The organism is Actinocrinis sp., from assembly GCF_035650855.1.
Classification (GTDB): domain Bacteria; phylum Actinomycetota; class Actinomycetes; order Streptomycetales; family Catenulisporaceae; genus Actinocrinis.
On the sequence record NZ_DASRGV010000071.1, the window covers coordinates 1 to 26,265 of the forward strand.

At 70.3% G+C, this 26,265-nt stretch carries 22 protein-coding genes and 1 riboswitch; of the genes, 12 read left to right on the forward strand and 10 right to left on the reverse strand.

Features of this window, described 5'->3' with window-relative positions; all coding sequences use genetic code 11:
* Nucleotides 1-412 precede the first annotated feature (412 nt).
* On the forward strand, nucleotides 413-622 hold the full coding sequence (locus VFB40_RS05705) for a DUF2530 domain-containing protein (protein WP_324848234.1): 210 nt from the start codon (nucleotides 413-415) through the stop codon (nucleotides 620-622).
* A 399-nt stretch (nucleotides 623-1,021) separates the two neighbouring features.
* Here VFB40_RS05705 and VFB40_RS05710 read toward each other — a convergent pair whose 3' ends face one another.
* Nucleotides 1,022-1,945: a DUF3027 domain-containing protein gene (locus VFB40_RS05710; protein ID WP_324848235.1), complete on the reverse strand. Its 924-nt coding sequence runs from the start codon at nucleotides 1,943-1,945 to the stop codon at nucleotides 1,022-1,024.
* Nucleotides 1,946-2,334: 389 nt separating this feature from the next.
* Here VFB40_RS05710 and VFB40_RS05715 point away from each other — a divergent pair, with 389 nt between their 5' ends.
* Genes VFB40_RS05715 through VFB40_RS05725 form a run of 3 tightly spaced genes read left to right on the forward strand, consistent with a single transcriptional unit; the run spans nucleotide 2,335 to nucleotide 5,371 of the window.
* Nucleotides 2,335-3,816 carry an MFS transporter gene (locus VFB40_RS05715; protein ID WP_324848236.1) on the forward strand — a complete coding sequence of 494 codons (1,482 nt, stop codon included), beginning with the start codon at nucleotides 2,335-2,337 and terminating at the stop codon, nucleotides 3,814-3,816.
* A 2-nt stretch (nucleotides 3,817-3,818) separates the two neighbouring features.
* Nucleotides 3,819-4,484, forward strand: a complete 666-nt coding sequence (locus VFB40_RS05720) for a futalosine hydrolase (RefSeq protein ID WP_324848237.1) — start codon at nucleotides 3,819-3,821, stop codon at nucleotides 4,482-4,484.
* Nucleotides 4,481-5,371, forward strand: coding sequence for a 1,4-dihydroxy-6-naphtoate synthase (locus VFB40_RS05725; RefSeq protein ID WP_324848238.1), 891 nt, complete (start codon nucleotides 4,481-4,483; stop codon nucleotides 5,369-5,371). Before VFB40_RS05720 ends, VFB40_RS05725 begins: the two co-directional genes overlap by 4 nt.
* On the opposite strand, the gene VFB40_RS28465 is transcribed toward VFB40_RS05725, so the two are convergent.
* The gene (locus VFB40_RS28465; protein WP_349261358.1) at nucleotides 5,368-5,751 is read right to left on the reverse strand and encodes a cold-shock protein; all 384 of its coding nucleotides are present in this window, start codon (nucleotides 5,749-5,751) and stop codon (nucleotides 5,368-5,370) included. The two genes, VFB40_RS05725 and VFB40_RS28465, sit on opposite strands and share 4 nt — an antisense overlap.
* A 261-nt stretch (nucleotides 5,752-6,012) precedes the next feature.
* Between VFB40_RS28465 and VFB40_RS05735 the strand changes: the two genes are divergently transcribed.
* Complete coding sequence (locus VFB40_RS05735; protein ID WP_324848239.1) at nucleotides 6,013-7,026, forward strand: ferredoxin family protein; 1,014 nt, start codon at nucleotides 6,013-6,015, stop codon at nucleotides 7,024-7,026.
* On the opposite strand, the gene VFB40_RS05740 is transcribed toward VFB40_RS05735, so the two are convergent.
* Nucleotides 7,010-7,972: a hypothetical protein gene (locus VFB40_RS05740; protein ID WP_324848240.1), complete on the reverse strand. Its 963-nt coding sequence runs from the start codon at nucleotides 7,970-7,972 to the stop codon at nucleotides 7,010-7,012. The genes VFB40_RS05735 and VFB40_RS05740 overlap by 17 nt on opposite strands.
* Before the next feature lie 219 nt (nucleotides 7,973-8,191).
* Here VFB40_RS05740 and VFB40_RS05745 point away from each other — a divergent pair, with 219 nt between their 5' ends.
* Nucleotides 8,192-8,911: a copper homeostasis protein CutC gene (locus VFB40_RS05745; protein ID WP_324848241.1), complete on the forward strand. Its 720-nt coding sequence runs from the start codon at nucleotides 8,192-8,194 to the stop codon at nucleotides 8,909-8,911.
* A gap of 20 nt (nucleotides 8,912-8,931) precedes the next feature.
* On the opposite strand, the gene VFB40_RS05750 is transcribed toward VFB40_RS05745, so the two are convergent.
* Entirely contained in the window at nucleotides 8,932-11,160 is a 2,229-nt protein-coding gene (locus VFB40_RS05750) for a HelD family protein (protein WP_324848242.1), read from the reverse strand.
* A gap of 210 nt (nucleotides 11,161-11,370) precedes the next feature.
* Here VFB40_RS05750 and VFB40_RS05755 point away from each other — a divergent pair, with 210 nt between their 5' ends.
* The gene (locus VFB40_RS05755) at nucleotides 11,371-12,582 is read left to right on the forward strand and encodes an amidohydrolase (protein ID WP_324848243.1); all 1,212 of its coding nucleotides are present in this window, start codon (nucleotides 11,371-11,373) and stop codon (nucleotides 12,580-12,582) included.
* A 239-nt stretch (nucleotides 12,583-12,821) separates the two neighbouring features.
* Nucleotides 12,822-16,220: a glucodextranase DOMON-like domain-containing protein gene (locus VFB40_RS05760; protein ID WP_324848244.1), complete on the forward strand. Its 3,399-nt coding sequence runs from the start codon at nucleotides 12,822-12,824 to the stop codon at nucleotides 16,218-16,220.
* Between the two features lie 256 nt (nucleotides 16,221-16,476).
* Here the strand turns inward: VFB40_RS05760 and VFB40_RS05765 are convergent, their stop codons facing one another.
* A complete protein-coding gene (locus VFB40_RS05765) occupies nucleotides 16,477-17,865 on the reverse strand; it encodes a PTS transporter subunit EIIC (protein ID WP_324848245.1) in 1,389 nt (462 codons plus the stop codon).
* A gap of 18 nt (nucleotides 17,866-17,883) precedes the next feature.
* Nucleotides 17,884-18,666 (reverse strand): GntR family transcriptional regulator, encoded by a 783-nt coding sequence (locus VFB40_RS05770; RefSeq protein ID WP_324848246.1) that lies wholly within the window; start codon nucleotides 18,664-18,666, stop codon nucleotides 17,884-17,886.
* Between the two features lie 192 nt (nucleotides 18,667-18,858).
* Between VFB40_RS05770 and VFB40_RS05775 the strand changes: the two genes are divergently transcribed.
* The 4 genes from VFB40_RS05775 (at nucleotide 18,859) to ptsP (ending at nucleotide 21,681) form a co-directional block, all read left to right on the forward strand.
* The gene (locus VFB40_RS05775) at nucleotides 18,859-19,089 is read left to right on the forward strand and encodes a PTS sugar transporter subunit IIB (protein ID WP_324841119.1); all 231 of its coding nucleotides are present in this window, start codon (nucleotides 18,859-18,861) and stop codon (nucleotides 19,087-19,089) included.
* A gap of 25 nt (nucleotides 19,090-19,114) precedes the next feature.
* Nucleotides 19,115-19,579, forward strand: coding sequence for a PTS sugar transporter subunit IIA (locus VFB40_RS05780; protein ID WP_324848247.1), 465 nt, complete (start codon nucleotides 19,115-19,117; stop codon nucleotides 19,577-19,579).
* A 175-nt stretch (nucleotides 19,580-19,754) separates the two neighbouring features.
* Nucleotides 19,755-20,021: an HPr family phosphocarrier protein gene (locus VFB40_RS05785; protein WP_324848248.1), complete on the forward strand. Its 267-nt coding sequence runs from the start codon at nucleotides 19,755-19,757 to the stop codon at nucleotides 20,019-20,021.
* Between the two features lie 25 nt (nucleotides 20,022-20,046).
* Nucleotides 20,047-21,681 carry a phosphoenolpyruvate--protein phosphotransferase gene (gene ptsP / locus VFB40_RS05790; protein WP_324848249.1) on the forward strand — a complete coding sequence of 545 codons (1,635 nt, stop codon included), beginning with the start codon at nucleotides 20,047-20,049 and terminating at the stop codon, nucleotides 21,679-21,681.
* 128 nt (nucleotides 21,682-21,809) lie between these two features.
* Here the strand turns inward: ptsP and groL are convergent, their stop codons facing one another.
* The 4 genes from groL to thrC form a co-directional block, all read right to left on the reverse strand.
* Nucleotides 21,810-23,435: a chaperonin GroEL gene (gene groL, locus VFB40_RS05795; RefSeq protein WP_324848250.1), complete on the reverse strand. Its 1,626-nt coding sequence runs from the start codon at nucleotides 23,433-23,435 to the stop codon at nucleotides 21,810-21,812.
* Between the two features lie 277 nt (nucleotides 23,436-23,712).
* Nucleotides 23,713-23,913 (reverse strand): cold-shock protein, encoded by a 201-nt coding sequence (locus VFB40_RS05800; RefSeq protein WP_324848251.1) that lies wholly within the window; start codon nucleotides 23,911-23,913, stop codon nucleotides 23,713-23,715.
* A gap of 521 nt (nucleotides 23,914-24,434) precedes the next feature.
* Nucleotides 24,435-24,716: a ubiquitin-like small modifier protein 1 gene (locus VFB40_RS05805; RefSeq protein WP_324848252.1), complete on the reverse strand. Its 282-nt coding sequence runs from the start codon at nucleotides 24,714-24,716 to the stop codon at nucleotides 24,435-24,437.
* 113 nt (nucleotides 24,717-24,829) lie between these two features.
* The gene (thrC, locus tag VFB40_RS05810; RefSeq protein ID WP_324848253.1) at nucleotides 24,830-26,095 is read right to left on the reverse strand and encodes a threonine synthase; all 1,266 of its coding nucleotides are present in this window, start codon (nucleotides 26,093-26,095) and stop codon (nucleotides 24,830-24,832) included.
* A gap of 13 nt (nucleotides 26,096-26,108) precedes the next feature.
* A riboswitch (SAM riboswitch) is annotated at nucleotides 26,109-26,240 on the reverse strand.
* Nucleotides 26,241-26,265 lie beyond the last annotated feature (25 nt).

The window sequence follows — 26,265 nt, forward strand, 5'->3', positions numbered from 1 at the left end:
TAGGCCAGGGCGAAGAAGGTGGCGACCCCGCCGCGCACCTCGCGCACCACCGAGGTGCCGCGCTCGCTCAGGCGGAAGTAGCGGTCCAGCACGTTGCCCGGTGAGGAGCCGGGCGGAGCGTCGAGCGTCGTGGACATCGGCAGCAATCCCTTTGTGTCGTCGAACAGTCTGGGGCTGTCCAGCTGTGGGTGGTCGGCGTGCACGCGTACGGGTTGGTGTACGGCCGGGGCCAGGGTTCCATAGGCTGATTACCGTGACTGTTCCCCGTGATCAAGAAATGGCATCGGATCCGCCTCGGAACGGGCATTCCGAGGCGGACGGAAGCGGCGATGCAGTAACGCAGCGTGCCGGTTCGGAACGCACAGATGCGAACGTCGACGGCGCTGCCGCGGGGCGTGTCGAGATTGAGCCGATGGAGACCAACGACGTACTCATCGTCGCCATCGGTACCGCACTGTTCGCGGTGGCCTTCGTCGTACTGCTCGCGCTACGCAGTTCATTGGAGCGTTCGGGACACGGACGCTGGCCGTGGATCGCCCTTTCGGGGGCACTGCTCGGCCTGGTCGGCCTGGTGTACTGCCGCCGCCGTCAGCAAAGGATGTCCAAAGCCAACGCACAGTAGTCGCTTGATCGCACCAACGTCCATATACTGTGTGGTGTGGAATCACCACGCTCCGCAGCGAGCAGTCCAAGGACGGGCGCCATGATGGCACTGTGCCCAGACTGCGACGGGCAGGGCCGCACCATTGTGACTTTCGGGTTGCTGCGCGGCGCCGGCGTACGGTCGACGCGCGTTCTGGAGACGGTGGCCTTGCGCGAATGCGCGGTCTGCAACGGCGTGGGTTGGTACGACCCGATCCACGGCAGATAGGCAGTAGGCAGCTGAATAGAGCGGCGCACGACTGGTAGCCGCGCAGCAGCAGGTCAGGCCAGTCGTGGGTGGTTGACGGCCGGAACGTAGCAGGGGTCGGCCCCTGCCTGTCAGTGATATCGGACTGTCCCGGCAGGAGGACGTTCCCGCTCAGGAGTGGCCGAGTTCGGCTTCCTCGTCGGTGAACTCAGCGTCCTCGCTCTGCCCGCCGGCCCCGTCCGCGTGCACCGATCCAGTCGGGTGCAGCTGGACCTGGTCCACCGCGTACTCGTCCACGATCGGCTCGCCGAGTTCGGCCGCGTCGGGCACCACAGCGGCCTCCGAGTGGCCGCCGCAGCCGAAGTCCAGCGCGACGACGTGGCCGTCGGCCGGGGAGTACTCGTTCGCGCAGACGCCGAAGGCCTGGCTCAGCGTTCCACGCAGGGAGGTCAGGAAGCCGCAGCTGGCGCAGCTCGCCGGGGCGGCCTGGGCGATCGGGGCGGCCGCGCCGAAGGACTCGCTCCACCGGTCGGCGGCCATCTGGCGGCCCGTCAGGGACAGCACCCGCGCGCGGCCGAGGCCGAGCTCGAAGGCGATCAGCGGCAGGCTGTCGCGCTGCGGCCGGGCCGGATCGGCGTCGCCCGCGGGCATCGGCGGGGCGTCGCGCAGCGGCTTCGGCTCCGTGTCGTCCGCGCCGGTGTAGCCGGGCTCGAGGCGCACGTCGTCGGCCGCGGTCGGCAGCAGATCGCCGACGCCGATGTCGCCGGGCTGGATCCGCTCGCTCCACGGCAGCCAGCGCGGGGCCAGGATCGCGCCCTCGCCGGGCAGCAGCACGGTCTCGTCGACGGTCACCTGCTTCGAGCGCGAGGCACGGGTCACGGTGACGGCCCAGCGCCAGCCCGCGTAGCCGCGCTCCTGGGCCGCGAAGTAGTGCGTCACGGTGCGCTCGCCCTCGGCGGTCGCGCCCTGGTGTTCACCGACCCGGCCGATGCCGGCCACGTCCTCGGCGGCGGCGAAGGCGAGATCGACCGCCTCGGCGCATGCCTGGTCCAGCACGGGGGTACGGCTCGGCCTGGTCCTGGTCGTCGCGCTCACGGGGTCGATGTTAGTCGTTCCGGGATGCCTCTGGCGGACAGGAGACAACTAAGGCGGTGACGCGCGAGGATAGGTAAGTGAGCATTGGTAGGCGGAACCCTCGCGGCTATGGGGAGGGGCAGCCGGACGCTGAGGCACCGACCGAGCGTCTGACGCTGCCGGAGCAGGGTGCCGGTACACAAGATCCGAACATTCGAGCCGCCGCGTCTGAGTCTGTTGGCATAAGGGTCAACAAGCCGCTGATAACGCGTCGACCCGATGAGCGTTGGTCGCGCACGCAGCCGGTGAATGAACCTTCCACGCAGGCGAGTGAGGAAAGAAGAGGGCCGGCAGGAACTGCCGCCCCTCACGATGTCACTCAGCCGGTTGATCCGGCGCTTGCAGCGCAGTTGACCGGACGCCTCACGCCGACCTCGTCTCCTGACGCACCGACAGCTTCCTTCGCCACGCCGGAGGATCCGACGGTCGTCACCCCGGGCCTGGACTCCACGCGCGTCGGGGCGCCCGATCCGGAGGATCCGGTTCACCGCGGTGTGCGTGCGTTCCGGCGCTCGGCCGGACGTGGATTGGACGCAGCCGACGCGGTATATGGACGCATCCAGCGCGTTACGCACGCCGAGGGCGCCGGCGAGTCCGGGCTGGCGCATGTGCTGGAGATGGGCGCCGTCATCGGCGCCGGCGACATCCTGGTCACGCTCGCGCTGGCCAACTCGCTGTTCTTCTCGGTGCAGCCGACCGAGGCGCGCTCGAAGGTCGCGCTTTATCTGCTGATCACGATGGTTCCGTTCACGCTGCTGGCGCCGCTGATCGGGCCGCTGCTGGACCGGCTGCGCGGCGGCCGGCGCTTCGCGATGGCGGTAACGGCGCTGATCCGCGCGCTGCTGTGCCTGGTGATGGCCAAGACGATCAGCGGCGGCGGACTGGCGCTCTACCCGGCCGCGTTCGGGTGCCTGGCCGCGTCCAAGGCGTACGGCGTCAGCAGGGCGGCGGTCATCCCGCGCGTCCTGCCGTCGGGAACGACGCTGGTACGGGCCAACTCGCGGATCTCCATGACGGCGCTGGCGGCCACGATCATCGCCACCCCGATCGGCCTAGGCCTCGGCGCCATCGGCCCGGCCTGGACGCTGAGCTTCGCCGCGCTGGTGTTCTTCCTGGGCACCTGGCTGGCGATCCGGCTGCCCAAGATCGTCGACTCGAACGAGGGCGAGGTGAAGGCGCAGCTACGCAAGCGGGATCGCGGCCCGGACGCCACGCTCGCCGAGTCGATGCCCGACCGGCGGCTGCGCTCGGTCGGCCCCTCGGTAGTGCTCGCGCTGCGCGCCAACGCGACGCTGCGGGCCTTCTCCGGCTTCCTCAGCCTCTTCATCGCGTTCCTGGTGCGCCGTCATCCGCTCGGCGGGCTGAAGGATCTGACCGCGGTCGGCGTCTTCGCCGCGGCGGTGTTCGTCGGCAGCGCGCTCGGCTCGCTGCTCGGCAAGCTGCTGCGGGCCGGGGCCCCAGAAACCATCATCACCGCCTCGCTGGCGGTCGCGTCGGTGACGTCGATCATCGCCGCGTTCTTCTACGGCCTGCCGATGGTGCTGGTCCTCGGCGCGGTGACCGGCATGGCTCCGTCACTTTCGAAGCTCTCGCTGGACGCGTTGCTACAACGGGACACCCTGGAGCGCGTGCGTACGTCGGCGTTCGCGCGCTCGGAGACGCTGCTTCAGCTCGCATGGGTGCTCGGCGGCGCGCTCGGGCTCGCGCTGCCCTCCAACGGCGTGCTCGGCCTGAGCCTTGGCGCGGTCGGGCTGAGCGTCATGGCGCTCTTGACCACCAAGGCGCTGTACGACCTGCGCTGGCAGCCGGGGGCGTCTGAGGTAGCGTCCTGACGGTGAGCTCGAACCACACAGCTAGACGCTGTCTGATCGTTACCGCGGTCGAGGCCGAACGCGAGGCGTTCGAGCGGGGCCTGGTGGAGTTGCCCGAGGAACTGCACGCCTCGGTCACGCTGCTGGTCGGCGGCGTGACGGCGGCCGTAGCTGCGGCGTCGGCGGCGGTGGCACTAGCGCGCGAGCCATTCGACGTCGTGCTCAGTGCTGGGATCGGCGGCGTGTTCCCGGAGTCGGGCGGGCTCGGCGATCTGTTGATCGCAGAGCGGATCATCGCTGCGGACCTCGGCGCGGATGGTCCGGAGGGCTTCCAGTCCGTGGAAGAGCTCGGGTTCGGTACGACAGTGATCGATGCGTTAGCGCTAGACGGGCTCAAGGCCGTCAGTGGACGCGATGCGGTACGCGGTGACGTGCTGACAGTGAGCACCGGCACAGGCACCGCGGAGCGCGCGGCCTGGCTGCGTACGCGCTACCCGGCCGCGGTAGGCGAGGCGATGGAGGGTTACGGTGTGGCGGTGGCCGCCGTGCAGTTCGGACTGCCGGTCGCCGAGGTCCGGGCGGCTTCGAACCTGATCGGTCCGCGTGACCGCTCGGCCTGGCGGATCGGCGAGGCGCTGAGCACGCTGACCGCGGCGGCATTGCCGATCGTGGAAGGACTTCTGGGGTGACTGAGACGCTGAGCATCGCGTACTCGCCGTGCCCGAACGACACCTTCGTCTTCCATGCCTGGTCGCATGGCCTGATCGAGGGCGCGCCGCACATCGAGGTCACACACGCCGACATCGACGTGACCAACAACCTGGTCCGCGAGGGCGGCCTTGATGTGATGAAGATCTCGTATGCTGCGCTGCCCGAGGCGCTCGACGAGTACGTGCTGCTGCCCTGCGGCGGGGCCCTCGGGCGCGGCTGCGGACCCCTGGTGCTCACCGGCCCCGGCGGCGCGGACAGCGAGCCTTCCGGCGCCGAACTGGCCGGCAAGACCGTGGCGGTGCCGAGCCTCAAGTCGACCGCGTACCTGCTCTTCCAGCGCTGGGCGCAGGAGCAGGTCACCGGCGGCGTCGGCGGCCTCGGCGAGATCCGGGTACTGCCGTTCCACGAGATCATGCCGGCGGTGCGCGACGGGCTCGTGGACGCGGGGCTCGTGATCCACGAGGCGCGCTTCACCTATCCGGACTTCGGCCTGCGCCGCCTCGCGGACCTCGGTGACTGGTGGGAGAGCGTGACCGGAGCGCCGATCCCGCTCGGCGCGATCGTGGCCCGCCGCGCGCTCGGCCCGGAGCGGATCGCGGAGCTCAGCCGGGTGGTGCGGGAGAGCGTGGACTACGCCTTCGCGCACCCCGAGGCCTCCCGCGACTACGTGATGGAGCAGGCGCAGGAACTCGACCCCGAGGTCGCGAAGGCGCACATCGCGCTCTACGTGAACGAATTCACCCGCGACCTCGGACCCGAGGGCTACGCGGCCGTGCGCAGGCTGCTCGGCGACACGCTGCCCGAAGGCACGGTGTTAGAGCTCGCCTTACGTCCCGGCGGCGCGGCTGAGGCTGAACGCGCCTAGGCGTCCAGCTGATCGGCGACGGCGCGCAGCAGCTTGGCCACCTTCTGGGCCGCCTCCCGGTCCGGGTACTTGCCGCGGCGCAGCGTGTTCGAGGTGTGGTCGAGCACCTTGATCACGTCCTCGACGATGACGACGAGCTCATCGGCCGGTTTGCGGGTCGCGGCGGCGACGGACGGCCTGGCGTCCAGCAGGTGCAGGTTCAGCGCGCTCTCGCCGCGGCGCCCCTCGGCTACTCCGAACTCCACCCGCTGGCCCGGCTTGAGCGCGCTCGTCCCGGCGGGCAGAGCCGAGGAGTGGACGTGGACATCGCCGCCGTCATCGCGCGTGATGAATCCGTAACCCTTGTCGGCGTTGTACCACTTCACCTTGCCGGTTGGCACGGGACTACCTCATCCGTCTTGTCGTCGCTGGAGTGCTTGCAGAGCCCGCGCCAGGCGCGGTCGACCGGGTGGCGCGGTTCCGATTCGCGTCACCCTGATGAGTTAAGGCTAGCTGGCGATCAACCGACGGTCACCATGGTTACCCACGCACGTTACCGAACTCGTCGGTTCTCGATCGGACCAACGAGACAGACCGTCCCGTCGTTCCCTTACTAGAGTAAGGCGACCCTAAGTAACAATCCATCACGGGGCGGTCACGCAGTGCTGCAACGCGAACGGGCCGACTACGCCGGCTGCGCTGCGATCTGCCGTCAGCTCGGCGAACCGCTGATCGGCACGGCGCCGACCGCCGCCGTGGGATGGCTGCTCATCGAGCATCCGGGGCCGTGGCCGGCTTTCGGTTTGCCTCGAGACGTGCCCGCGCCGATCGCCCGGTTCGCCGACGACGCCCTCGAACACGGTGTCCGCACGCAGCTGATCCGGCGGCCGGATCGGACAGGACGTCAGATCGGTGCGCCGACCGTGATGGTCGGCGGCGGTACGCCCGGCCGCAGATGGCTTGAACGGCGCACTCTGACGGATCCTCAGGCACTGTGTGACCTGGATCCGGCTCGCATCGCGCGATCGTCGCCGCCGGGCTTTGGCACCCCGGTCGATACGGCGCTGCTGGTCTGTACGCACGGCCGGCGCGAGGTGTGTTGCGCCAAGTTCGGCAGGCCGGTGGCTCGTGCGCTCGCCGCGCGCTTTGGGCCTGTGGTGTGGGAGACGACGCATGTGGGTGGGGACCGCTTTGCCGCGAATCTCGTTGTGCTGCCGGCCGGTGCGTACTACGGCCGGTTGGACCCGGACGATGCGGTTCGCGTCGCCGAGGCTGCCTTGGGCAATCGGGTGGCGCTGGACCGGCTCCGGGGCAGCGCCGGGCTTCCCGCAGCGGCGCAGGCGGCCGAGTGTCTGTTGCGGCGTGCGCTCGGGACGGTGGAGGAAAGCGCCGTGCGATATGTCGGCCAGTGTGACGGTGACGGCGAGGCGCACGCCGCAGGTACCGCAGCTGAGGAGCAGTCAACCGGCGTGGCGTACCGCGTTCACCGGGTGCGGTTCCACGTCGCCGGCCTGGGGGCGCACACGGTCACGCTCGCGCGCCATGAGGCCACCTGCCCGCGGCTGACCTCGTGCGGTGCGGGCACGGTCGAGACGCCGACCGGTTACCGGTTGCTGGGGATCGCCGGGCCGTTGGCGGATCCGGTCGGCGGACGCATGGTCACAGCTGGCGCGTGATGCCCCGGGCCAGCCGCCAGCTCAGGAACAGCGCGGCCAGCAGCGCGGCGATCCTCGGCAGGGTGCCGAAGAAGGAGGCCGCGCCGGACAGCAGGTCCGAGGTGTTCACCGCGGTTCCGCCCCAGAAGCCGTGCTGGTGCAGCCAGAACCCGAACGCGTAGACCAGTCCGGTCGCGACCGGGACGCCCACGACGAGGAACCACTTCTCCACCGGGGTGAAGTACCGCGACGTACAGGCGACGAGCGCGGCGACCAGCAGCACGACCCACTGCCCGAGGACCGCGCCGACCAGGAACACCGCTATGGCCAGCGCCTCCCAGGGGCGCGCCTTCGGGCCTTGCAGCCACGCCGAACGCACCCGCGCCCGCACCGGGGAGTAGGCCAGCTCCGGGTCGCCGGCCTCGCCGAAGTCCGGCAGGACCATGGTCATGGTCGTGGCCGTCGCGGGCACCGAGCTGGGCGCGGACACCGCGGCGAGCCCGCCGACCGTCTCCACCGAGTGGTCCGGCGCGAACGGATCGGGGTCGAGGCACAGCTCCGGGCCGGCGACGCTCGCACGCCCGCCGGTCCCCAAGGGCACGTCGGGGCCGGATGAGGACTGCGGGGCGAGCAGCTCGGCCAGGTCGTCGGTGATCGGCACCTGTGGGCCGTCGGTGGCGCGGGCCAGCCGGGCGCTGAGCCTGGCCTGGTAGTCGGGGTCGCGCTGGACCTCGCTGTCCACCAGGGTGACCGGGTCGCCGATCCGGCGCAGGATGCCGTCGAGCGTGGCCAGGTCGGGGCCGCGGCGCGCGCGTTCCTGTTCGATGGTGTTGCGCAGGGACTCGACGAGCCTGGTGCGGGCGGCTGGGGACAGCTTGCCGGAAGCCTCGTTCGCCACCTCGCTCAGATACCCGAACAGCCGCTGTTCGGGCTGGATCTTCGCGCTCTTGGTCGGTGCCCCGCGCAATTCGGCCTCTCTCCGGTCTCGGGTTCCCGGGCCCCTGGGCCCTGCGTGCTCGCGGTCCTGTCGTGCTCAGTCCTGGGCTCTCAGTCCTGATATATATTCCCAGCCTAGACGGACGGTGCACCGGCGCGTGTAGCGCGCCCCGGGGCGCCCTCGCGCGTACGGCCTCCACCCTGCGCCCCCTGTTCACCGCTTCGAACGCCCCTATGGCAGGCTGGCGGCATGTCGAAAGCGCTGCTCGAAGTCATCGCCCTGGACGCAACCGACGCGCGCATGGCCGTGGACGGCGGCGCTGACCGGCTGGAACTGGTGAGCTCCATGCAGTTCTCCGGATTTAATCCTTCCCTGGAGGCGTTCAGCTCGATCCGATCCGCGGTAAACGTTCCGTTACGCGTCATGATCCGTTTACGCGACGGATTCCTGACGGGCGGACCGGGCTCGGTCAGCGCGCTGGCCACGTCGGTCAAGCAGCTGCGCGCGGAGGGCGCGGACGAATTCGTGATGGGCTGGCTGGACGCGAACGGCGCGGTGGATCTGGCGGCGCTGGAAACGGTGCTCGAGGCGCTGGAAGGCGCGCCGTGGACCTTCCACAAGGCGATCGACAAGGCGGCGGACCGGGACGCGGTGTACGCGGCGATCCGCCGGCTTCCCGGCCTCGACACGGTGCTGACCTCGGGCGGCCCGTTCCCGGCGGCGCAGGGCATCGACGTCCTCGCGGCGGAGGCGGCCCGCGAAGCCGCCGACCCGAACGGGCTGAGCCTGCTGGTCGGCGGCGGGCTGAAGCTGACCGACGTGGCGGCGCTGCGCACGGCCGGCCTGACCGGCTTCCACATCGGTACCGCCGCGCGGTTCTCCGGCGACTGGAACGGTCCGGTCGACGCGGAGCTGGTCAAGACCTGGCGGGCGGCATTGGACGCACCGCTGAGCGAGCCGGTCGGCTGACCGGACCGCGCGGGTCGCGCCTAGCCCTCGGCGAGCTGGGGCGGAAGCGGCCGGGCGTGCAGCACGGTGAGCGCACTGACGGCGCGGGTCAGCACGACGTAGAGGCGGCGCAGGCCGAGCATCTCGGCGTATTCGGCCTCGACGATGTCCGCCGGCTCGGCGACGATCACCTGGTCGTACTCGAGGCCCTTCGCGAGACTCGCCGGCACCAGTGAGATGCGAGGCGCCGTAGCGGTCTGCTCAAGCGGCGATTCATCGGCGCCCGACTCGGCACCGGAGGACGCGCCGTCATCGGCGATGTCGCCGTCGGGCGCGCCGCCGTCTGACACACGGCCGTCTGACGCGTCGTCGTCGGCGCCGAGCACCTCGTGCCCGATTCCGTTCTCCGTCAAGGTTTTCGCGAGCACGTCGATCGAGGCGTCCGCCGCGATGATGCCGATCGAGCCTTCGCGCTCCAGCGCGCTCGCGGCGGCCTTCACCGTGGCTTCGGGCACGTCCGCGACCGCCAGCAGGTCGAGCGCCCCCGCCGCCTGCCGCACCGAGGTCGGCGGGGCCAGCTGCGGCGCCGCGTACGGCAGCAGGCGGGCCGCGTACTCGATCACCTGCCGCGGCACCCGGAAGCCCTGCGTCAGCTCCTCCCGCACCGCCTCCGGCTTGCCGAGATGCCGCAGCGTCTCCTCCCACGACCCGGCGGCCCACGCCGTGGTCGCCTGCGCCACGTCGCCGAGCACGGTCGCCGAGCCGGTGGCGCAGCGGCGGCCGACCGCCCGGCACTGCATCGGGGAGAGGTCCTGCGCCTCGTCGAGCACCACGTGGGCCAGCGAGTGGACCCGGTCCAACTGGTCGGCGAGCTCGTCGAGCAGGACCGCGTCGGCGGGCGTCCAGCGCGCGGCGCCCGGCGTGCGCGGGACCTTCCCGCCCGCTCGTTCCCAGCAGATCAGCGCCTGTTCTTCATCGCCGAGCAGGCCGTCCGCCGCCTCGGCGAGCCGCTGTGCCGAGGAGAGCAGAGCGAACAGCAGCTTGATCGGATCGACCGCGGGCCAGAGCTGATCGACGAGCAGCTTCACCGGCCGGGAGCGGGCCACCGCGTCCTGCACCCGGTCGTCCGGCGACTCCCCCGCCGCCTCCATCCGGGTCAGCACGGCGTGCGCGATCCGCTGCGCCAGCATCGCCCGCCCCGCGGCGTAGCGGACATTGCGCTCACGGATCGCGTCGATGTGCTCTTGGAGTTCGTTCGCCGGGACGCGCCACTTGCGCACGCCGCGCGGCACGACCAGCGCCTCGGTCGGCGCGCACAGGCTGGACCACAGCGCGCGGTGCAAGACCTCTGCCATGCGCGCGTCGCCCTTGATCCGGGCCGTCTCGGCGCTGTCCGTGCCGCGCACGGTGAAGCGCTGCGCGAAGCTCTTGGATACGAGCTCTTCGACGGTCGCCTGCGCCACGTCCACCTCGCCGAGCGCGGGCAGCACCTGCTCGATGTACTTGAGGAACTGCCGGTTCGGACCGACCACCAGCGCGCCGCCGCGTTTCAGCCGTTCGCGGTGCGTGTAGAGCAGGAAGGCGACGCGGTGCAGGCCGACGGCGGTCTTCCCGGTGCCCGGGGCGCCTTGTACGCAGACCGACTCGGTCAGGTCGGCGCGGACGATCTCGTCCTGCTCGGGCTGGATGGTCGCCACGATGTCGCGCATCGGGCCGACGCGCGGCCGCTCGATCTCCGCGGTCAGGATCCTGCTTCCCGAGGACGCAGCGGTTCCTGGAGCGGCAGCGGCCGCGGCCGTACCGTCCAGCGGTTCGTCCTCGTACGCGGTCAGTTCGCCGCCGGAGAAGCCGAAGCGGCGGCGCAGGGCCAGACCGTAGGGGTCCTTAGCGCTGGCCCGGTAGAAGGCGACCGACACCGGAGCGCGCCAGTCGATGACCATCGGATCGCCGACCGCGTCGTGCACGTGGCGTCGGCCGACGTAGTAGCGCTCGCCGCGGTACTCACTCGGCAAGGTGGCCGAATAGTCCAGCCGGCCAAAGAACAGCGGTACGTCCGGGTGATCGAGCAGCGCGGCCGCGCGGGCCTGGAGCGCGAGGTTGAGCACGCCGGTGGACCAGGCGGTACCGCCCTGCGCCTTGAGCGCGAGGGTCTCCTCACGCATCGTGCGCAGCGCGGCCCGAGACGCGGCCAGGTGCGCGCGTTCGGCGCGGATGACTGGATCGTCGATGGAGGAAGGCGCCGCGGAAGCGGGCGCGGTTGAAGACGGCACAGAGGCTCCAAGCAGTTACACAGGTCAGAAGGAAGAAATGTGTATTCACCGGAGCGCAGAGGTCTCGGCGCGGTGATGGTCGCGCGCCGTACATGTGCTGGGAAGGCGGACCACTATACCAGCCCGTCCCAGGCCGCCAACCGATATTTTGTCATGGTCGGCAGTGCGGCTGAGTCATTACCTTGAGCGAGATTACCCACGGGAGGAACCATGTCGGTGACCGCGATCGTCGGCGGCCGGATCGTGCCGGTCGACGCCGAGCCGATCGAGGCCGGGATCCTGCTGATCGAGGACGGCAGGATCAGCGCGCTCGGCGGCGCGCAGGTGGCGGTGCCGGAGGGCGCCGAGGTCGTGGACGCGGCCGGCAAGTGGGTGCTGCCCGGCTTCATCGAGGCGCACGGCCACCTCGGCGTGCACGAGGAGGGCGAGGGCTGGGCCGGCAACGACACCAACGAGATGACCGACCCGGTGACCGCGCACGTGCGCGCCCTGGACGCGATCAACCCGGACGAGCAGGGCTGGCGCGACGCGATCATCGGCGGCGTGCTCGCGGTCAACGTCAACCCCGGTTCGGGCAACCCGATCGGCGGGCAGACGGTCGCGCTCAAGAGCTGGGGCGGGACGGTCGACGACCGGTTGCTGCGCGAGCCGGCCGGGATCAAATCAGCGCTCGGCGAGAACCCGAAGCGGGTCTACGGCGACAAGAAGCAGACCCCTTCGACGCGGCTCGGCACGGCGGCGGTGATCCGCGGCGCGTTCGTCGAGGCGCAGAACTACCTGGCCAAGATCGAGTCGGAGGCGGCAAAGCCGGCCGAGGAGCGCAAGCCGGTGGAGCGCGACCTCAAGCTGGAGGCGATCGGCCGGGTGCTGCGCCGGGAGATCCCGTGGCGCCAGCACGTGCACCGGGCCGACGACATCGCCACCGCGCTGCGCATCGCCGACGAATTCGGGTACGAACTGGTCATCGACCACGGCACCGAGGCGCACCTGGTCGCCGACAAGCTGGCGGCGCGCGGCGTCCCGGTGATCATCGGCCCCTTGTTCACCTCGCGCTCCAAGGTCGAGCTGCGCAACCGCTCGCTGGCGAATCCGGGCCGGCTGGCCCGCGCGGGCGTGACCATCGCGATCACCACCGACCACCCGGTTGTACCCATCAACTTCCTGGTGCACCAGGCCACGCTCGCGGTGAAGGAGGGCCTGGACCGGGAGACGGCGCTGCGTGCGCTGACCATCAATCCGGCGCGCATCCTCGGCATCGACGAACGGCTCGGTTCGCTGGCCGTGGGTAAGGACGCGGACCTGTGCGTCTGGTCCGGTGATCCGCTGGACGTGATGCAGCGGGTCGAGCGCGCGTACGTCGACGGACGGGAGATCTACACCTACGACTATGCGGCAGCCGAGGGTGTCTTCGCTCGCCCTTGACACACCAGCGGGTGGCGGGCAGTGTGCAAACGCGCTCGGTTATGTAAGTGCTGCACGGCGGTTGCGACACGACAGGCGGGCTGGCGTCACGGCATAGCGGTGCCGTGACCTGGCGGTGTCGGACCGGCGGGCAGGCGGGGTGAACTGATCCAGCGGCGGATCGGCGGGCTCTGACCCGGGCGCTCACCGCGCTGTCGACGACGGCGCGGAACATTCCGTCTGTCACCACGAGGTCAACGATGACACGACCATCCGGAAGGCGGTCGGCTGCGCTCGCGTCAGCCGCCGCCTTCGCCGTTTTCGCGGCCGGGGGCGCCGCCTACGCGAGCACGGCCCCGGCCACCGGCGGCAGTGCTTCGAACACCACCGCCTCAGGCACCGCGGCCGGAGCGCCCGGCGCGCCCGCCTACTTCGACCTCGCGCGCAAGGACTGCCTCGGCACCGCGCGCGACACCACGTCAAAGGTCTGGTACACGGTCGCGGGCGGGGTGCTCTCCGACGTGTACGAGCCGACCATCGACAACACGAACGTCAGCACCCTGCAGTACGTCGTCACCGACGGCTCCTCCTTCACGGACCTGCAGACCCGCGACATGACGTACACCGTGCAATCGGACGCGACCGGCATGGTCTGCACGGTCACCTCGACCGATGCCAAGCACGGCTACCGGCTGACCACCACCTACCTGACCGACCCGCAGCGCGACAGCGTTCTGATGAACACCAGGCTCGCGCCGACCTCGGGCAGCAGCACGGACGTGACCAAGCTGCACGTCTTCGCTCGCGTGGATGCGCACGTCAACGGCAACGGCGGCGGTGGCACCGACAACGCGGGCGCGGACACCGGCGTCGTGGATGCGGCGAGCGGTGTCCCGGTCGTCTATGACACCTCCACGGTGAGCGAGGCCGCGAACCGGACGTACGCGGTGCCCACCTTCATGGCGCTGACCGCCAGCTCGCTCGGCGCGGCTTCGGTCGGTTACGCGGGCACGGCCAGCGACGGCCTGACGCAGCTCGACGCGGCGCACGCGCTCTTCCCGACCTCCTCGGCGCCCAACGGCCACATCGTGGCCACCGAGGACGTCACGCCGCGAGCCGGCGGATGGACCCGCGGCCGCGAGTTCACCCTCTCCCTCGGATTCGGCCGCACGCAGGCCGACGCCGTGAGTACGGCCTCGAAGTCGCTGCGCGCTCCCTTCGGCGCCGTCCTGGCCGCGTACACCGACTCGTGGCGTGACTACGACGCCTCGCTCAACCCGGCGCCACGCTCCGTGCAAGGGATCGGCAGCGACACGGTCCGCAAGACGTACTGGCTCGACGCCAACGTGCTCAAGGCCAGCGAGGACAAGACTTTCCCCGGAGCGGTCGTCGCGTCGCTCGCCTCTCCGTGGGGCCAGGCGGTGAACGCGGGCGCCTTGGTGAACGGCAAGGCGGTCTACTTCGGCTCGTACCGCGAGGTGTTCGCGCGTGACCTGTACGAGGCGTTCACCGGACTACTCGCGGACGGCGACGTGGTCACCGCGCGCGCCGCGACCCGCTTCCTGCTGACCAAGCAGCAGCGGCCGAACGGTGAGCTGCCGCGCAACTCGCTCGTCAACGGGCAGTCCGCGCCGGACACCGGTGGCGACCAGCTGGACGAGACCGCGTATCCGATCCTGATGGCCTACCTGTCCGGCCTCGGCGGCGACGCGACGCTGTGGTCGCAGCACATCAAGTCGGCCGCGGACTTCCTGGTCTCGCACGGTCCGTCCTTCGGGGTGGAGCGCTGGGAGGAGCAGTCCGGGTATTCGGTCTCGACCATCGCAGCCGAGATCGCGGGACTGACCGCCGCCTCCGCGATCGCCAAGCGCCACGGCGACGCCGCCGACGCGGCCCTCTATCAGGCCACCGCGGACGACTTCCAGCGCGGCATCAAGAACTGGACGGTCACCACGACCGGGCCGGACAGTGCGAGCCCGTACTTCATCCGCCTCTCCAAGTCCGGCGACCCGAACGCCGCGATCACCTACAACCTCGGCAACGGCGGCCCGACGCTGGATCAGCGCACGGTGATCGACGGCGGGTTCCAGGAGCTGGTGCGCCTCGGCGAGCTGTCGCCGAGCGACGCGACGTTCCGCAACTCGCTCTCGGTGCTGGACAAGCAGATCTCGGTCACCACGTCCACCGGCACCGGCTACTACCGCTACGGCAACGCGGCGGCCGACGGCAGCGCGGACGGCTATGGCGACTGCTCGACGGTCGACAGCCAGACCTCGTGCACGGTCAACGGCGAGCCGTGGCCGACCACGGACGTCGGGACCGGGCACCTGTGGCCCGTGCTCTCCGGCGAGCGGGCCGAATCGGATCTGGCCGAAGGCGACCGCGCGGGCGCGTCCGCGCTGCTCTCCTTCATGATCAAATCAGCCTCCGGAGTCGGTCTCGTCCCCGAGCAGGTCTGGGAGGACCCGAACCTGCCCGCCGCGCCGTTCGGCAGCGACCCGACCACGGCGTCGATCGGATTCGACAACGGCCACCCGGCCGGATCCGCGTCGCCGCTGACCTGGGCGCAGGCGCAGGAGCTGCGGCTGATCGTGGATCTCGGAACGCATCAGACCGTGGACCGGCCGCAGATCACGACCGCGCGATACGTCGCGCACGGCGCCCCCGGCGCGATCCCGGTCACGATCACCGCTCCGGCCTCCGGCACCACGATCGAGGGCGGCAGCACGACGGTCACCGGCACGACCGCTCCCGGTGCGTCGGTCGTCATCGCGTCTGACGACACGGACACCGGCGCGGCCGCGACCACGGCGACGACGACAGCTGATTCCTCCGGCGCGTTCTCAGCTACCGCGTCCGTGGGCTTCGGCACGAACATCATCACGGTCGCGGCCACCGCGAAGGCCGGCGCGACCGGTTACGCGCAGAGCGCTGTGGTCGGCGATGTGGTCGGCGGCACGACGGTGCTCGACCTCACCGACCCGGCCGGCGACGACAACGGGCCGGGCACGTATCAGTACCCGACCTCGTCCTCGTTCAGCGCGGGCTCGTTCGACCTGACCCGGTTCCAGGTGATCACCGCGAACGGCACGGTCTACCTGCGCACCACGCTGAATAAGCTGACCCCGACCTTTGGCAACGTGATGGGCGCGCAGCTGCTCGACGTGTACGTCCGCGCCCCCGGCGCGGCGAGCACGTCCACCGCGGCCGCGTTCCCGCAGCGCAACTACGCGATCGCGGCGTCAGACGCGTGGAGCCAGCGCATCGAGGTGCAGGGCTTCGCCTCGCCGGTGTGGGTCGATCCAGGCGGCAACCAGGTCGGCACCCCGACCGCGGTGGTCGCCTCCACGGTGTCCAACACGATCACCATCGCGCTGCCGCAGGCGCAGTTCGGCACGCCGGGCTCCGGCTGGACCTTCACCCTGGCGCTGACCGGTCAGGACGGCTTCAGTGGCGACCAGGCGCGCGCCTTCTCCGCCACGGCGCAGCCTTACGCGTTCGGCGTGTGCGCACCCGGCGGCACGTCGCCGATCTGCGCGGTGGACCCGGCCATGGTGCCGAAGGTGATGGACACGATCACTCCGAGCGGCGTGTCTCAGGCCACTGAGCTCGACCCGACGCTCGGTCCGGTGGTCCTGCACGGCGTGACGGCCCCGTAGGCCGGTCTCCCGGGCGGACACAGCAGGTCCCCGGCTCCGTTGCGACGGAGCCGGGGACCTGTTGCGTGCGGCGCTGCAGAGCGCGTGCGGCGCTGTCGTAGCGCTTACGGCGACCGGGTCGTCGCCCGGCGCACCGAGCGGAAGACCCGGAAAACAACCCGTCTCCGGCCCTGGTCGCGGGGGCCGGAGACGGGGGTCGTGAGGTGGGTTGGCGCTTGGAAGGATCGTTTCGTTGCTTAGGTTACCGAAGTCGCCGTCAGCTCGCGGCCTCGGCCAGGACCGAGCCCGAGCCGCTGCCGACATCCTCGTCCGCGTCGGGTTCCCGCCCGGGGGTCTGGATGTTGAACCGGTTGATCGCGAAGGTGAACAGGAAGTAGTACACCACCGCGAAGACCAGGCCGATGGGGATCAGCAGCAGCGGCTTGGTCGCGATGTCGTAGTTGAACACGTAGTCGAACAATCCGGCCGAGAACGAGAAGCCGTCGTGAATGCCGAGCGCCTGGCAGACCGCCAGGGACACGCCGGTGAGCAGCGCGTGCACCCCGAACAGCATCGGAGCGGCGAACAGGAACGCGAACTCGATCGGCTCGGTCACGCCGGTCAGGAACGAGCACAGCGCGGCGGAGAGCATGATGCCGCCGACCAGCTTGCGCTTCTCCGGGCGGGCGGCGCGGGTCATCGCGTACGCGGCGGCGGGCAGGGCGAACATCATGATCGGGAAGAACCCGGTCATGAACATGCCCGCGGTGTGGGAGCCGTGGAAGAAGCAGGTGAGGTCGCCCCGGTACGGAGTGCCGTTCTGGCTGCAGTTGCCGCCGACCGCGGAGGTCCACACGATGTTGTTCGGGATGTGGTGCAGACCGAACGGCAGCAGCAGCCGGTTGATCACGCCGAACAGGCCGGCTCCCGCGGTGCCGTTGCGCGCGGCCACCCCGCCCAGGTTGTTGATCGGGACCGCGGCGAACTCCCAGAGCAGGCCCATCACCACGCCGAGGCCGACCGCGGCGAACGCGGTGACGATCGGCACGAACCGGCGGCCGCCGAAGAACGCGAGGTACGGAGGCAGCTTGATCCGGTAGTAGCGCTGGTAGAGCACCGCCGCCATGAGGCCGACGAAGATGCCGCCGAGCACGTAGGTCGGGTTGTGCGAGATGACGTCCGAGTACGTCACGGCGCCGGTCTTGGGGTCGGTGCCGTAGAAGGGCCCGGCCCAGTCCTTGCGCCACGCGCTGCCGGCCGGCATGGCGAAGACCGCGGCGGTCACCTCGTTGTAGACCAGGTAGCCGACCGCGGCGGCAAGGGCGGTCGATCCGTCCGCGCGCCGCGCGAAACCGATCGCGACGCCGATGGCGAACAGCAGCGGCAGGAAGTTGAAGATGCCGTTGCCGGCGGCCGCGAAGACCGCCTCCACGTAGACCAGGAAGTGCCAGCCGGTCGCGGTCGCCAGGTACAGGCCGTGCTGGGTCGTGTCGCCGGGCGTGCGCGCGCCGAGGATGTCGTCGGAACCGAGCCGGATGAGCAATCCCGCTGCGGGCATGACGGCGATCGGCAGCATCAGCGAGCGGCCGATGCGCTGGAGGGTGGCTAGTACGGGATTACTCGTGGGTGCTTGTGGTGGCAGCCCGTCGGCTGTGGCCGCGGTCATGGAGGGTCCTCCGAGGGTCTATCCGCGGGTGGCGCCGACATCGCCTGCCGGACGCGCCGCGCGGGGATTGGTGATCGGCTGTGCGGGCCTTTCGAGCGGTACCCATAGCTGATACCGGTCAGCGCGGTACGCGGAGACGGCGTACTCGATGAGCACGTCGCCGGCGTAGCTGCGCCGGGACATCCGGAGCACGACGCCGCCGGCCGGGATTTCCAGCAGCGCGGCGTCTTCCGGGTCGGGGTTGCCTGCCTCGATGACTTGTTCGCCCCAGGTGAGCTTGAGGCCGTACTCGTCGGCGAGGACCTGGTAGAGCGACTGCGGCGTGCCACGGCTGAGCAGGCCGGGCACCCTGTTCTCCGGCAGGTGGGTGCGTTCCACCGCCATCGGGATCGAATCGGCGTAACGGAGCCGGGCGAGCCGCACCACCGGCTCCCCCGGGTTGAGCTCCAGCTGGCGGGCCAGCACGGGGGTGGCCTCGATCCGCTCGAAACCGAGCGTGCGCGAGGCCGGGATCATCCCCCGGCGGGTCATGTCCTCGGTGAAGGACGCCAGCCTGATCTGCAGATCCATCTTCGGTTGCGCCACGAACGTGCCGCGGCCCCGGACCCGGTACAGCCGCCCGTCCGCCACCAGCTGGTTGATCGCCTGACGGACGGTCATCCTGGACAGCCCGTACCGCTCGCCGAGGTCGCGTTCGGAGGGGATCGGGGTGTCCGGTTCCAGCTCGGTGTCGATGAGGTTGATCAGGATCTCGCGCAGCTGCTGGTGCTTGGGCACCGGACTGCGGGGGCTGATCTCCATCGGTCGGCCTGTTCCTTCAACAGAAAGTGGGCGCTGTCTGTACGAGTCGGGTGGTGGCTCTATTCCTGTGAACCGCGTCACGCTAGTGTCTGGACCGGACTAGACCACCGAGGACCAGTCGCTGTCAAGGTCCCGGACACCGAACGTACGTCTTGGTGCAGCGCGCGTAACCGACCCGTAGTGGAGCGAATGATGGACAAGGCAGAGGCGATCATCGCCGGGCTCGGCGGAGCCGACAACATCGTGGAGATCGAACCGTGCATCACCCGGCTTCGCACGGTGGTCCGGGACGGCTCTAAGGTCAGCGACTCCGCGCTCAAGGCGGCCGGGGCGCACGGCGTGATGAAGGCGGGCACGGTCGTACAGGTGGTGGTCGGGCCGGAGGCCGACACCCTCTGTATGGACATCGAGGACCTGCTCTGAGAGCCGGACCACACACCGCACTGGAATGGACACCACTACAGTCCTGCTCGTCGGCGCCCCGCTGTCCGGGACCGCGATCGAGCTGCGCGACGTACCGGACCCCGTCTTCGCGCAGGCGATGGTCGGCCCCGGCGCCGCGGTCGACCCCGAGCGCGGGCCGCTGACCGTGGTCTCGCCGATCGCCGGCACCCTGGTCAAGCTCAAACCGCACGCCTTCGTGGTCGTCGCGGCAGGCGGCCGCGGCGTGCTGGTGCACCTGGGGATCGACACGGTGAACCTGGACGGCGCCGGCTTCGAGCTGCTGGCCGTCGAGGGGGCCGAGGTCGCCGCGGGCGCGCCGGTGGTCCGCTGGAACCCGGCCGAGATCGAGGCGCGCGGGCTCTCCCCGGTCTGCCCGGTGATCGCGCTGGACGCCGAGACCGCGGCGGTCGGCGCGGTGGCGGCGGGCCCGATCGAACCCGGGCGCACGCTGTTCCAGTGGGGCGCATGAGCGAACGGCTTAACGGCCCGGACGACGACTGGAGTGGTACGACGGCGAACCCGGCGCCTGGCGGGCGCGTGCATGTGGAACAGGGTGCATCGTTCAGCGCGGAGTTCTCTAAGGTTGGCCGACTACGCGTAGCATCGCCCCTGTTCCCAGTCGGATAGGAAGCCGAGGAGCCCACATGGCAGAGCGAATCGTCACCGTGGCGTCCCGCGTAGGCCTGCACGCCCGCCCGGCGGCGGTGTTCGTGAAGGCCGCCAGCGCCGCCCCGGTCCCGGTGACCATCGCCAAGGAGGGCAAGGACCCGGTCAGCGCCCGCTCGATCCTGGCCGTGCTCGGCTTGGACGTGCGGCAGGGCGACCAGGTCACCATCACCGCCGACGGCACCGGCGCCGAGGCGACGCTGGACGAGCTCGAGGCGCTGCTGAGCGCGGATCTCGAAGGATAGCTGGCTAAGGAGAACAAGGCGGAGGATGGCGGCCATCACAGAACCGCTGCGCGGCCTCGGCGTCGGCAGCGCGGCGGCCACCGGGCCGGTGGCGAGAATGGCCGCGCGGCCGGCGGAACCGTCCGCCGCGGCGCGACCGCACGGCGATTCGGCACACGAGTGGGCCAGAGCCGAGGCGGCGCTGCGTGAGGTGGCGCGGGAGCTGGCCCGTCGCGCCGCCGTCGCCCGCGACGAGCTCGGCCGCGCCGACGCCGCCGAGATCCTGGAAGCCCAGGTGCTCATGGCCGAGGATCCGTCGCTGCTGGACGGCGTCGGCGAGCGCACCGCCGCGGGCCTGACCGCGGAGCGGGCCATATTCGAGACCTTCGCCCGATACCGGGACCTGCTCGCCGGGGCCGGCGGCTACCTGGCCGACCGGGTCGGCGACCTGGACGATCTGGCCGCGCGCGCGATAGCGGTGGCGAGCGGCGTCCCGATGCCCGGAGTGCCCGAGCTCGCCGAGCCTTTCGTGCTCGTCGCGCTCGACCTGGCCCCGGCCGACACGGCGCTGCTTGACCTGACCCGGGTGCTGGCGCTGGTCACCCAGGAGGGCGGCCCGACGAGCCACACCGCGATCCTGGCCCGTGCGCGCGGGATTCCGGCGGTGGTCGGCGTTTCCGGGGCGCTGGACCTGGCCGACGGAACGCCGGTCCTGGTGGACGGCGCCTCAGGCACTGTCACGCCACATCCTTCACCGGAGCTGATTGCCGCGGCGCACGAGCGGGGCCAGGCGCGAGCGCGCGCCGCGCAGGTCACCGGTCCCGGCCGGACGGCGGACGGCGTGGCGATCAGTCTGCTCGCGAATGTCGGCGGGCCGGGAGACGTGGCCGACGCGGTCGCGGCGGGGGCGGAAGGCGTCGGGCTGTTCCGCACCGAGTTTCTGTATCTGGGCTCTGCGACGCCGCCTTCGCTGGAGACGCAGGTCCAGGCGTATCGCGCGGTGTTGAACGGCTTTCCCGGCTGCCGCGTGGTCGCGCGCACGCTGGATGCGGGTGCTGACAAGCCGCTGCCTTTCCTCCCGCTGGGCGCGGAGCCGAACCCGGCGCTCGGCGTGCGCGGGCTGCGCGCTTTCCGCGGCGAGCACCAGGCTTTGCTGGACACGCAGCTCGCCGCGCTGGCCAAGGCGGCCCAGGACTGCGCGGCCGAGCTGTGGGTGATGGCCCCGATGATCGCCGACGAGCACGACGCGGCCTGGTTCGCGCAGCGGGCGCGCGAGCACGGCCTGCAGACGGTCGGCGCGATGATCGAGGTTCCGTCGGCGGCCCTGCGCGCCGAACCGCTGCTCTCGGCGGTCGACTTCGTATCGCTGGGCACGAACGACCTGACGCAATACGCGCTGGCCGCGGACCGCATGCTCGGCTCGCTCGGCACGTTGCAGGATCCGTGGCATCCGGCGGTGCTTCGCCTCATCGAGCTGACCGGCCGGGCGGGAGCCGCCTGCGGAAAATCGGTGGGGGTCTGTGGAGAGGCGGCGGCCGATCCGCGGCTGGCGCCGGTCCTCGTCGGGCTCGGCGTCACCTCGCTGTCGATGGCGCCGTCCGCGATCGCGCAGGTGCGGGCCGCACTCGCCGCGCACACCATGGAGCAGTGCCGCGAGCTGGCCCGCGCCGCCCTGCAGTAAGTGCAAGAACGCTGACTGCGCCGAGAGTCCTGACAACGACGAAACGCCCCCGCACTCCGTTCGGAGTGCGGGGGCGTTTCGCTTTGCTGCGGAGGACTACCTCGGGTGCCCGCTCGGTCAGGGCGGACTTAGAAGTCCATGTCCCCGCCGGGCATGCCGCCGCCGGCCGGGGCCGCGGCCTTCTCCGGCTTGTCGGCGATGACGGCCTCGGTGGTCAGGAACAGGCCCGCGATGGACGCGGCGTTCTGCAGCGCGGAGCGGGTCACCTTCGCCGGGTCGATGATGCCGGCCTTGACCAGGTCGACGTACTCGCCGGTCGCGGCGTCCAGGCCGAAGCCCGGCTCCAGGTTGCGCACCTTCTCCACCACGACGCCGCCCTCGAGGCCGGCGTTGACCGCGATCTGCTTGAGCGGGGCCTCGACGGCGATGCGCACGATGTTCGCGCCGACCGCCTCGTCGCCGACCAGGTCCAGCTTCTCGAAGGCCTTGGTCGCGGCCTGCAGCAGGGCCACGCCGCCACCGGCGACGATGCCCTCCTCCACAGCGGCCTTGGCGTTGCGCACCGCGTCCTCGATGCGGTGCTTGCGCTCCTTGAGCTCGACCTCGGTCGCCGCGCCGGCCTTGATGACCGCCACGCCGCCGGCCAGCTTGGCCAGGCGCTCCTGCAGCTTCTCGCGGTCGTAGTCGGAGTCCGACTTCTCGATCTCGCCGCGGATCTGGGCCTTGCGGCCCTCGATCGCGTCGGCGTCGCCTGCGCCGTCCACGATGGTGGTCTCGTCCTTGGTGACGACCACCTTGCGGGCGCGGCCGAGCAGGTCGAGGCCGATCGAGTCGAGCTTGAGGCCGACCTCCTCGGTGACGACCTGGCCGCCGGTGAGGATCGCGATGTCGCCGAGCATGGCCTTGCGCCGGTCGCCGAAGCCCGGGGCCTTGACCGCGACGGACTTGAAGGTGCCGCGGATCTTGTTGACCACCAGGGTGGCCAGGGCCTCGCCCTCGACGTCCTCGGCGATGATCAGCAGCGGCTTGCCGGACTGCATGACCTTCTCCAGGATCGGCAGCAGGTCCTTGACGTTGCCGATCTTCTGGTTGGCGATCAGGATGTACGGCTCTTCGAGCACCGCCTCCTGCCGCTCCGGGTCGGTGGCGAAATAGAAGTTGATGTAGCCCTTGTCGAAGCGCATGCCCTCGGTGAGCTCGAGCTCGAGGCCGAAGGTGTTGCTCTCCTCGACGGTGATGACGCCTTCCTTGCCGGCCTTGTCCATCGCCTCGGCGATCAGCTCGCCGATCGCGGTGTCGGCCGCGGAGATGGAGGCGGTGGAGGCGATCTGCTCGCGGGTCTCCACGTCCTTGGCCAGCGAGGAGAGCTCCTCGCTGATCCGCTCGACGGCCGCCTCGATGCCGCGCTTGAGCGCGATCGGGTTGGCGCCGGCGGCCACGTTGCGCAGGCCCTCGCGCACCAGGGCCTGGGCCAGCACGGTCGCGGTGGTGGTGCCGTCGCCCGCGACGTCGTCGGTCTTCTTGGCGACTTCCTTGACCAGCTCGGCGCCGATCTTCTCGTACGGGTCGTCGAGCTCGATCTCCTTGGCGATGGAGACGCCGTCGTTGGTGATGGTGGGGGCGCCCCACTTCTTCTCCAGCACGACGTTGCGGCCACGCGGACCGAGCGTCACCTTCACGGCGTCCGCGAGCTGGTTCATACCGCGCTCGAGGCCGCGACGGGCCTCCTCATCGAACGCGATGATCTTTGCCATAGGTACTGTCCTCCCACAGAAGGGACGTATCACGTGCCCCACGGGCGCCCGCGACGGCCGGTGCGGTAGGCGCACCTCACCAGTGGAAGCTATCGGTAGCACTCTGGTCCAGAGAGTGCCAGCTCCCATGATTAGCACTCGGGGCTGTTGAGTGCAAGCCGATCAGTGAACGCCGGGAAGACCCTTCGCGAACGGATCCGGCGGGCGCCGATCCCGAAGGACCGGCACCCGCCGGATCAATATGTAGCGCTCTGCCTGTATTTACAGGTCTGGTTTACTACAGTGCGCGGACCATGTCGGCCTGCGGACCCTTCTGGCCTTGCGAGATCTCGAACTCGACCCGCTGGCCCTCTTCGAGACTCCGGTACCCGTCCATCTGGATCGCGCTGTAGTGGACGAACACGTCCGCGCCACCGTCGACCGCGATGAAGCCGTAGCCCTTCTCCGCGTTGAACCACTTGACGGTGCCTTGAGCCATTCCCTAACTCCTTGCTGCCGGCCCTCTCCATCTATCCCGCGGGCGCGGGATTCGGGTCGTTCGTCCCCCCGCCCCCTCCGTCTCGCGTACCGAGCCAGGGCCGGTGATGACTGCTTTGTTCTACTCGCACCGCGCCTAAGGCAGCCTTCGACCACCTTTCGGACACGGCCTCGCTGAACTGTGCGACCGGCGTGAGAGTATCCTCAACCGCCCCGGACGCAACAGGTCATTGGGACGATAACTCGCAGCACTACTGCGTTTTCGCGCCATGACAAACCATGGCGAAACCCGACGAAGCGGGCGGCCGATCATGAAACCGTAATCGGACGGTTACTGATCATCTCAGCCCGTGGACGCTTACGTAAGGAGCGCAACGGCTGACTGAGCGTCATCCGTGAGGGTGTAAAACGCCTTTCCCGGGCACCGCGCGACCGAACACGGCAGCGCATGGAGACACGCTTCGACAACGATGTCAGCGGCAGCGTAACAGTCGCGCGGCGCCGGGACGGGACCGGGGTCGGTCAGCGACAGCCGCCCGCGACGGCAGGGATGATGGAGATCGCGGCGCCGTCCTTGGTCTCGGTGGCGAGGCCCTCGGCGAAACGGACGTCGTCGTCGTTCACGTACACGTTCACGAAGCGGCGCAGCTTTCCGGAGTCGTCGAGCACCCGGGCCCGGATGCCGGGGTACGAACTCTCCAGCGCGTCGATGACCTCGGCGAGGTTCGAGCCCTCTGCGGCCACCTCGGCCGCGCCGCCGGTGTAGCTGCGCAGGATGGTCGGGATGCGGACGGTGACTGCCATGGCAGCGGGCTCCTTCTCGGTGCGTTGATGCGGTGCGGCTCGGTGCTGGATCGCTCGGGTGCGGGGTCGCTGGGCCGGCCGGGAAAGCCGGCGGATGGCGCGGCGCCGGCGCGCTACAGGCCGGCGGCGCGGAAGGCGGCCAGCGAGGGCTTGATCGTCGCGGTGACTCCGGTGTCGGCGACCGCGTCGAGGGTCTTGAGCCCGTCGCCGGAGTTGATCACGACGGTCTGCGCGTCGGGGTCGAGCACGCCGTTCTCCACGAGCTTACGCAGCACGCCGACGGTAACCCCACCCGCGGTCTCGGTGAAGATGCCCTCGGTGCGGGCGAGCAGCTTGATGGCCGAGACGATCTGCGCGTCGTTCACGTCCTCGATGGCGCCCCCGGTGCGCCGGGCGATGTCGAGCACGTAAGGACCGTCCGCCGGGTTGCCGATCGCCAGCGACTTGGCGATGGTGTCGGGCCGCACCGGCTTGACCACGTCGTGCCCCGCCTTGAACGCGGCCGAGACCGGGGAGCAGCCCTCCGCCTGGGCGCCGAAGATCCGGTACGGCCGGTCCTCGACGAGGCCGAGCGCGATCAGCTCCTTGAAACCCTTGTCGATCTTGGTCAGCTGCGAGCCCGAGGCGATCGGGATGACGATCTGCTCCGGCAGCTTCCAGCCGAGCTGCTCGGCGATCTCGTAGGACAGCGTCTTGGAGCCCTCGGCGTAGTAGGGCCGCAGGTTGACGTTGACGAAGCCCCAGCCCTCCCCGGCGTCGTCCCCGATCAGCTCCGAGCAGAACCGGTTGACCTCGTCGTACGTTCCGTCAATGGCGACCAGCCGGCCGCCGTACACCGCGGCCATGACGACCTTGCCGGTCTCGAGGCCGGCCGGGATGAACACGCACGAGTCCAGGCCCGCGCGCGCGGCGGCCGCGCCCACGGCTCCGGCCAGGTTGCCGGTCGAGGAACAGGAGAGGGTCGTGAAACCGAAGGAGCGGGCGGCCTCGAGCGCGATCGCGACGACGCGGTCCTTGAAGGAGTGCGTCGGGTTGCCGGAGTCGTCCTTCACGTGCAGCGAGCGGATGCCCAGCTCGCGGGCCAGGTTCCGGGCGTTCACCAGGCGCGTGGAGCCGGGGTTCAGGTTCGGGCGGGAGGCGACGTCGGCCGGGACCGGCAGCAGCGGCGCGTACCGCCAGATCGAGTTGGGGCCGCGCTCGATGTCCGCGCGGGTCACGGCGCCGAAGTCGTACGCGACCTCGAGCGGGCCGAAACAGGATTCGCACACGTACCGGGGGCCGAGCTCGACCCTTTCGCCGCACTCGCGGCAGGACAGCGCTACCGCGCGGCCGAAGGCGGCGGACTCGGTGCGCGTGGGGAGCGTGGGTGTGATCGTCATGGCGAGGCCTCTCTCCTCATCTTCCCCGTCGGCTTTCGACGGGCCGGACTTGGCACCTACTTCCGGGCGGGCCTCGCGTCGCGAAGTCACCCGAGTGGTTGCCGGAGCTTCACAGGGCCGTTCCCTCAGCTCCTCTGGATGAGCAATGCATATGAAGTTGTGTGCGGTAC

Coding starts and splice junctions, on each gene's coding strand:
- VFB40_RS05765 (WP_324848245.1), bottom strand. CDS start 17,865: ATGACCGCGGCCACAGCCGACGGGCTGCCACCACAAGCACCCACGAGT.
- VFB40_RS05780 (WP_324848247.1), top strand. CDS start 19,115: ATGGACACCACTACAGTCCTGCTCGTCGGCGCCCCGCTGTCCGGGACC.
- thrC (WP_324848253.1), bottom strand. CDS start 26,095: ATGACGATCACACCCACGCTCCCCACGCGCACCGAGTCCGCCGCCTTC.
- VFB40_RS05800 (WP_324848251.1), bottom strand. CDS start 23,913: ATGGCTCAAGGCACCGTCAAGTGGTTCAACGCGGAGAAGGGCTACGGC.
- VFB40_RS05785 (WP_324848248.1), top strand. CDS start 19,755: ATGGCAGAGCGAATCGTCACCGTGGCGTCCCGCGTAGGCCTGCACGCC.
- VFB40_RS05755 (WP_324848243.1), top strand. CDS start 11,371: ATGTCGGTGACCGCGATCGTCGGCGGCCGGATCGTGCCGGTCGACGCC.
- VFB40_RS05760 (WP_324848244.1), top strand. CDS start 12,822: ATGACACGACCATCCGGAAGGCGGTCGGCTGCGCTCGCGTCAGCCGCC.
- ptsP (WP_324848249.1), top strand. CDS start 20,047: ATGGCGGCCATCACAGAACCGCTGCGCGGCCTCGGCGTCGGCAGCGCG.
- VFB40_RS05705 (WP_324848234.1), top strand. CDS start 413: ATGGAGACCAACGACGTACTCATCGTCGCCATCGGTACCGCACTGTTC.
- VFB40_RS05805 (WP_324848252.1), bottom strand. CDS start 24,716: ATGGCAGTCACCGTCCGCATCCCGACCATCCTGCGCAGCTACACCGGC.
- groL (WP_324848250.1), bottom strand. CDS start 23,435: ATGGCAAAGATCATCGCGTTCGATGAGGAGGCCCGTCGCGGCCTCGAG.
- VFB40_RS05770 (WP_324848246.1), bottom strand. CDS start 18,666: ATGGAGATCAGCCCCCGCAGTCCGGTGCCCAAGCACCAGCAGCTGCGC.
- VFB40_RS05775 (WP_324841119.1), top strand. CDS start 18,859: ATGGACAAGGCAGAGGCGATCATCGCCGGGCTCGGCGGAGCCGACAAC.
- VFB40_RS05745 (WP_324848241.1), top strand. CDS start 8,192: ATGTCGAAAGCGCTGCTCGAAGTCATCGCCCTGGACGCAACCGACGCG.